6 protein-coding genes are annotated in these 6,524 nt (G+C 25.0%); all 6 read right to left on the reverse strand.

Going from position 1 to position 6,524, the window contains the following annotated elements:
- The coding region (locus tag X274_RS09845; protein ID WP_047266662.1) for an AAA-like domain-containing protein at positions 1–721 on the reverse strand (721 nt) is incomplete at its 3' end.
- 131 nt (positions 722–852) lie between these two features.
- On the reverse strand, positions 853–999 hold the full coding sequence (locus X274_RS11865) for a PD-(D/E)XK nuclease domain-containing protein (RefSeq protein WP_255350160.1): 147 nt from the start codon (positions 997–999) through the stop codon (positions 853–855).
- Positions 1,000–1,473: 474 nt separating this feature from the next.
- Complete coding sequence (locus tag X274_RS12195; RefSeq protein WP_047266663.1) at positions 1,474–1,929, reverse strand: hypothetical protein; 456 nt, start codon at positions 1,927–1,929, stop codon at positions 1,474–1,476.
- A 4-nt stretch (positions 1,930–1,933) separates the two neighbouring features.
- Positions 1,934–2,926, reverse strand: a complete 993-nt coding sequence (locus X274_RS09855; protein WP_052913287.1) for an AAA family ATPase — start codon at positions 2,924–2,926, stop codon at positions 1,934–1,936.
- Positions 2,927–3,391: 465 nt separating this feature from the next.
- A complete protein-coding gene (locus X274_RS09865; RefSeq protein ID WP_047266665.1) occupies positions 3,392–4,948 on the reverse strand; it encodes an ATP-binding protein in 1,557 nt (518 codons plus the stop codon).
- Positions 4,941–6,359: an SIR2 family protein gene (locus tag X274_RS09870; RefSeq protein WP_052913288.1), complete on the reverse strand. Its 1,419-nt coding sequence runs from the start codon at positions 6,357–6,359 to the stop codon at positions 4,941–4,943. The genes X274_RS09865 and X274_RS09870 overlap by 8 nt, the downstream gene beginning before the upstream one ends.
- Positions 6,360–6,524 lie beyond the last annotated feature (165 nt).

Below are 6,524 nucleotides of genomic sequence, written 5' to 3' on the forward strand. Positions count from 1 at the left end.
CTAAATCATATGCAAGTCCATTGGTTAATCCTGGTTGTCCTGCTGCGTTATGCCATATTAATTCTTTTACTTTTTCTTCGAATATTTGTCTTGTTTCTGTTTCGTGTTGTGAAAGTAAATCATATACTTGTTCTTTGGTAAAGTATGGCACTTCTAAATGTTCTGCTATGTTGAATGGACTAGCATTGTCTTCTAATATTCCACTTAAGTATCCTACGCTTATTAATATTACACTTCTTAATCCATATATTTTTCTATCATGATATATACTTCGTATTACATGCAAAAATTCATTCATTATTTCATCATTATTCAATTTTTCAAATTCGTCTATCATTAATACTATTTCTTTTCCTTCTTTTTCTGTTATCTCTTCAATTAAGTTTCTTATATCATCTATACTTCCTGGTATAATTAAATCAATAATTTTACCATACAAACCTTTTAATGAACGATTTATATCCTTTACAAACGTCCTTAAAAATTCAATTTTTCCTTTTTCTCCATAACTTTCAAATGAAATAAATATTGTTAAATATTTATCTTTTATTTTCTCAACTATATCTTTTAACAATGTTGTTTTTCCACTTTGTCTTGGTGCTGATACTGTAAAGTATCTCCAATTTTCTATATGATCTAATGCCTCTTTCATTATATCGGGTCTTTCCACATAATAACATGTTTTTTTATCAACGGGACCACTTGTGCAGAATCTTCTCATTATCTCACCTCCGGGGTTACACGCCTACGGCGGGTTATAGGATTAAAAATAGATATTAATAAAAAACATCTGAATAATTGCAAAGCAATTATTCACGCTACGGCGAGTAATAGGATTAAAAATTTTAGATTTTATATCTTTTCAATTATATAATTTTCAATATTCCTTTTTTCTGAATGGATGTTTATCCCTATTATATATATTTCTTTTCCTCTGTATTTTTCATAATATTTCTTTTCTTTTATCTGGTTTATTGCATCAATTGCACTTTTATCCACTTTTATCCACTTTTATCCACTTTTATTTCAAAAAGATATATCCTTTCATCAAAATCTATTACAAGGTCACTTCGTCCTAAGTTTGTTAATTCTTCTGCTTTTACATTTTGGTAATTTTTTCATCGTTTTCACCTCCACAATTGAATTATATCACATTTCAGTAACTTCATTCCCAATCTATTCCCACTACCTTTTGTATTCCAGCAGGATATGAAAAAGATAATGCAACAGTCGTTGATACAACAACCAACGAACTCTTTGATTTAATCAACTAAATAAAAACCGGGGAAAATCCCCGGTTTTGCCACCGAATTATTGAGACAATCTCTTACTTGTATATCTATAACATCTAAAATTTCTTTTGTATAACCATTCTTCATAAACTTTGATCTAATCAATTAGAAAACCATATTGTTATTCATTAAAATCCAAAGGAACCAATTGTTTTATTTTTTAGTTTTTTCAATGTATATTTTAATCAGCTATGATATTCATTTTCTCAATAAAATATTTAAACGATTTGTTTTTTTGAATTGCAATTTTAATAGAAAAATTTTTTAAAATTTCGATCATAAAAGTTATACGTGAATCAAATCTATCAGAAATCATATTATTAAACGATTCCTTTGTAATTTCATCAGTATTTTTAACTATGGAATTTTCAATATTTTTCAACATATGCTTTATTTCAATTTTTTTGCTTGTTGTAGAAACTGTATTATCAATATCGTGAGCAAAAATATAATCTGCATTCATTTTTTTTATGCTTATAATAAAATTATTAACCTTTTCCTTTTCCTTTTTCATTTTTGCATATCTTATAATATTTATCGAATCATATTTCCCGGATAATTCAAGTTTTATAATATTGTCAAAAAATCTTTTATCATCCTCACCTTCAACAAAAATATATAATTGCTTAAAACTCATAAAATTACCCCCCGAGTAAATCCTGAATAAATAGTTCTTCAATTCCTATTTCATTTTCTAAAAATATTTTTACTTCTTCTTTATCAGCCGGTCTGGAGATTGTAGAAAATCCCTTATCATCACGAGAAACAAATAAAATACTATTTAAATCTGCATATTTTACTATTTCTGGATTATGGGTAGTAACAATAATTTGCTTCTTATGTGAAGCATCCTTCATCATTTCTACCATTTTTGAAATAAGATAAGGATGAATATTCCGTTCTGGTTCTTCAATAATAGTTAAGTTTTTTTTCTCAAAATATAAGGTTATAATTAGAGCTATTATATTTATAGTTCCATCAGAGATCAAAGATGCAGGTATATAATTATTTTTAAAATACTTTTCTGCTAATTTTTCTACGTCAAGATTAGATATAAATGGCAAAATGTCTTTTACAAGATTAAAAAGCTTCTTTTTTTTATTTATATTTTTTATAATATTATTGAGAATGATTGATAAGTTACTTCCATCCTCCTCTAATTCGGCTTTTCCTGTAATTGGAATAGCTTTTTTTGGCAGTTTTGGATCAAAATCATAAATCGAAATATCTCCAAAACCTTCTATCAAAGGAAATGGAATAATAAAATAAGGAGTATTAATCAAAAGAGTATTATTAGATAACTTTTCTTTTATAAAAAATTGTGGATATATACTATCTTCTTTTATAGGAATATCATCAGGACGTTCAAGGTTTATTTTTATTTTACCATTATTTTCTCTTGAAATAATGAGTTTTCCCTCACCAAGAAATTTATCTTCTTTCAGTTTTTTACTCTTTTCTTCAGATCTAAAAAATTTAAGTTTTTGAATCAATTTATCTTTTACAATTTTATATCTTGAACTTCTTTTGTAAAACTCTAATTCAAATTCATAAAATATTTCATGAATTTTTATTAAGAAAAATTCATCATTGATATTTTCAATAAAAACTCTCTCTTTATCAAAAGAAAACACAGATTCTAAGGTTAAACTTTTTGATCTTTTTATTATTGAGTCAATTTTTTATAACTTTTGTTTTACATATTATAATTTTATCATAAATTCCTCCATTTGTATAGGTATCCAAAATATCCAACAAAATTTTAATCTATATTAATATACTAAAACAAATGCATTGAAAAGATGGTAGATATCAAAACTAGAAACATTCTTATTTATTTTAGTCAAACTCGGTATACCCACCTATTTGGAGTAAGACCATATAAGAATTTTATTTTTTTACTTTTCTTTTGATTCTTTCTGTTCTTATTTGATAAAAATGATTAAAAATGTTAATATAAAATATTTTGAACCAATAATATAGAACAATATAATAAAAACCTATAGGATACATTATATTTAATAAAAGAACTTCAAGTTTTATCGGAAAGAGCCTCCGTTCACTTGAAAAATACATTTTAACCAATTTAGATTGAGTCTTCAACTTCTCCAGCTCTTTATAACTTCAGGATCATGACTTAATGGTAATGGGTCAGCATCAAAAATTTTAACTATTTCGGGAATAATAAAAGCTTCTCCTAAAACTAATGCATTTTGTTTTTCTAACACAGGAACAATATCCAATAAATTTTTATTACTCACGCCAACTATTTTAGAAACTACTTCCAAATCATTTTTATTTGTAATTCTATGAATAATATAAGAATTACACTGAGAAATTATCGTTTTTGATAATTCTGATGGTTGTTGGCTGGAAACTATTAAGCTTATTCCAAATTTTCTTCCTTCTCTTGCCAATCTTTCAATATAATAACTTCCTAATTTATAATCATTTTTATCATCTTCATTAATATATCTATGAGCTTCTTCAAATAACAAAACTATATTCTTATAATCCTTATTTTCAACCTTTAATTTATATAATATCTTACTAAAAAGAAAAACAATAATATCCAATTCATCCTTATCAAAATCTGCCTCTATAATAAAAATTTCATTGTCAATATCTTCCATAATTTCTTCAATTATGTTTTTCTTTTCAGGTTCATACTCTAAAATTTTAAAAATTACTTCATCTTCTACTATTCTTTCTATTCTATATAATAATGTACCCATCCAACCATCCCAACGATTTTTCATATATTCATCTATTTTATTATTATCTTTTTTTGATCTATTCTTTGTTATTTCATCAATTTCATTAGATATTTTTTCAAAATAAAAAGATTTTCCTTCATTTGTTTTTTTTCTCAAGTTTTCTATAGCCTCTTTCAAAACAGGGGCTTGCACACCAGGACTTGCATCCAAAAATTTATAATATTCTGTATAACTTAAATAATAATGTGGTAACTTTATTTCTTCTTTAGAAATTTTTCTAATTTTAAAATTATTGCCTTTAAATGCATTTTCATATTCATTATTAGAATCAAATATTATTATTTTAGGAGAAATGTTTTTATTATTATCTTTAACATTTAATCTTCCTTTTTTTAATCCTTGAATAATCGAAACTATAGTACATGTTTTTCCTGTTCCTGTATTTCCAAATACTCCTAAATGCTTTCCAAATAGAATATCTGGATCACATTTAACAATTACAGAAGAATTATTAAAACTATTACCTATTTCAAGATAATTTTTTGTTTTCTTGGAAAATATCTCCTTTTCTAGCTTTTCAGGTAAAGAATACACCTTAGTTCCAATAAGTGGAAATGTATTTATTCCCGTATCAAATCTATTTATATATTCATCATATATTCCCATTAAAAGGATTTCTAAAATATACTTATTTTTATCATAATGCTCCAAAGTATTTCCTTTAAAAAGATTTTTATCTGAAATCTTTATTATTCTACCTATAATTTTTTTGTTATTTGGTAATTTTGAAAATACTAATTTATTTAGAGAAATGGGAAAAATACTATTTCCATAGTTATTCTGTAGTTTATTTATTTTAGAATTTTCTGTAACTTCCACTAAAATTTTCATACCTGATATCTCAACAATTTTCCCTATTTCTACAGCTATATCAAGCATTTTTATCTCCTTCTTTTAATTTCTTTAGTGTATTAATAAAAATCTCTTCAAAATTATTTTCTGTATAATATGGAATCAAATACTCAACAATATACTCAAACCTACCTAATATTGGACCACTAAAAATAGTAATTCTTGAATCTTCGCGACTTAAATCAAATAACTTCTCTAAGAATTCTGGTATATTTTTATCTCCTTTTTTAGCATAAGAAAACACTACAAGGTTAAAATCTGGATTCGATAATGCATTAGCAATTATATCATTAACATGAACATCCAAAAAACTGTATCCCATAACTATTAATGTAGAATTTTTTCTATTTATATAATTTACAAATGCTCTAAATAATTCGCTATATGGTAAATCTAAAGATTGTTTTATTTTCGTTTGAATTGGATAAATTATATAATCAGTTTTTTCTATATTTAACTTTCCATTTTTGAATAGAGGTTGTCTTTCAACAATGCCATAAGGTGCAGCCATTTCATCTTCTATCCATGTAAGAGAACCATGTAACTTAAATAAATTTACTGATGTATTAAAAGTTTTGATTCCGTCAGAGTTTTTTAAATAATAATTCAAATTATAAAAGGAAGGATTGAACTTTCTTATGGTAAAACCATGAAAACCATTATTAACTATGATTCCTAACTCCTCTGCACTTTTTTCAATTAATAAATCATAATTCAGCGTAAAAATATTTGCTCTATTCAAATGCCCTTCTCTTGAAACTATTCTTTTTAAAAACATTTTATGATATGCATTTTTTTGATAATCTATAGTTTCAACATAATCTTTTATAAATTGTTTTTTATAATCTTTTATGAGATTATCTACTTCATCAGAGACATCTTTCTCTTCTTTAATTATTCTATAATAGTTTCTAATCTGCAATAAATTATCAAGTACTTCTTCAGGTCTTTTGTCTTTTAATTTCTTCACCGCTTCTTTTATTTCAGAATCACCTTCATCATTTTCATTATCCTCTAATATTTCGTTTAAGTTGTTATTACTTTTTTCATTAATCGTTTTAGAACCAGCATATCTAGAACAACCATTTCCTATTAAAAAATTCAAATTTTCGCTTAATAAAAATTTTGATATTATGTCATTTCTTATAGACTCAGTTTTTCTCTTGAAAATCTCCCTTAATTTATCCAAATCTATTTCATAATATATCTTTTTATCATCAGCTTTGCTTTCTTTTTCTTTAAAACTAAAATAACTTTTATCTAAAAACACTTTATTTACCAATTTCTCCTCAAGTCCATATTTCTCAATATATTCAACTAATTCAGAAGATAAATCAGAAACGTTAGGAGAATTTTCACTATCAATTTCAAAAATTTCTTTTAATTCATTACTAGTAAATTTAATAGAACAATCTTTCGTATCATAAATATATTCCATAAATATCCACCTCTTATATTATTTCCATTATCACTTTTGAAACAACAGGATCTTCTGTAATAATCAATGGTATTGCGTTATTTTGAAGCATTTTCCTCAAAGTTTCCAAAATTTTTTTTAATAACTTCTTCATTTTGAGAGCTACAATCATATACTATTACATGA

Origin of the sequence: Marinitoga sp. 1155, assembly GCF_001021175.1 — a bacterium.
Taxonomy (GTDB): Bacteria; Thermotogota; Thermotogae; order Petrotogales; family Petrotogaceae; genus Marinitoga.

Coding starts and splice junctions, on each gene's coding strand:
- X274_RS12195 (WP_047266663.1), bottom strand. CDS start 1,929: ATGAGTTTTAAGCAATTATATATTTTTGTTGAAGGTGAGGATGATAAA.
- X274_RS09865 (WP_047266665.1), bottom strand. CDS start 4,948: ATGCTTGATATAGCTGTAGAAATAGGGAAAATTGTTGAGATATCAGGT.
- X274_RS09870 (WP_052913288.1), bottom strand. CDS start 6,359: ATGGAATATATTTATGATACGAAAGATTGTTCTATTAAATTTACTAGT.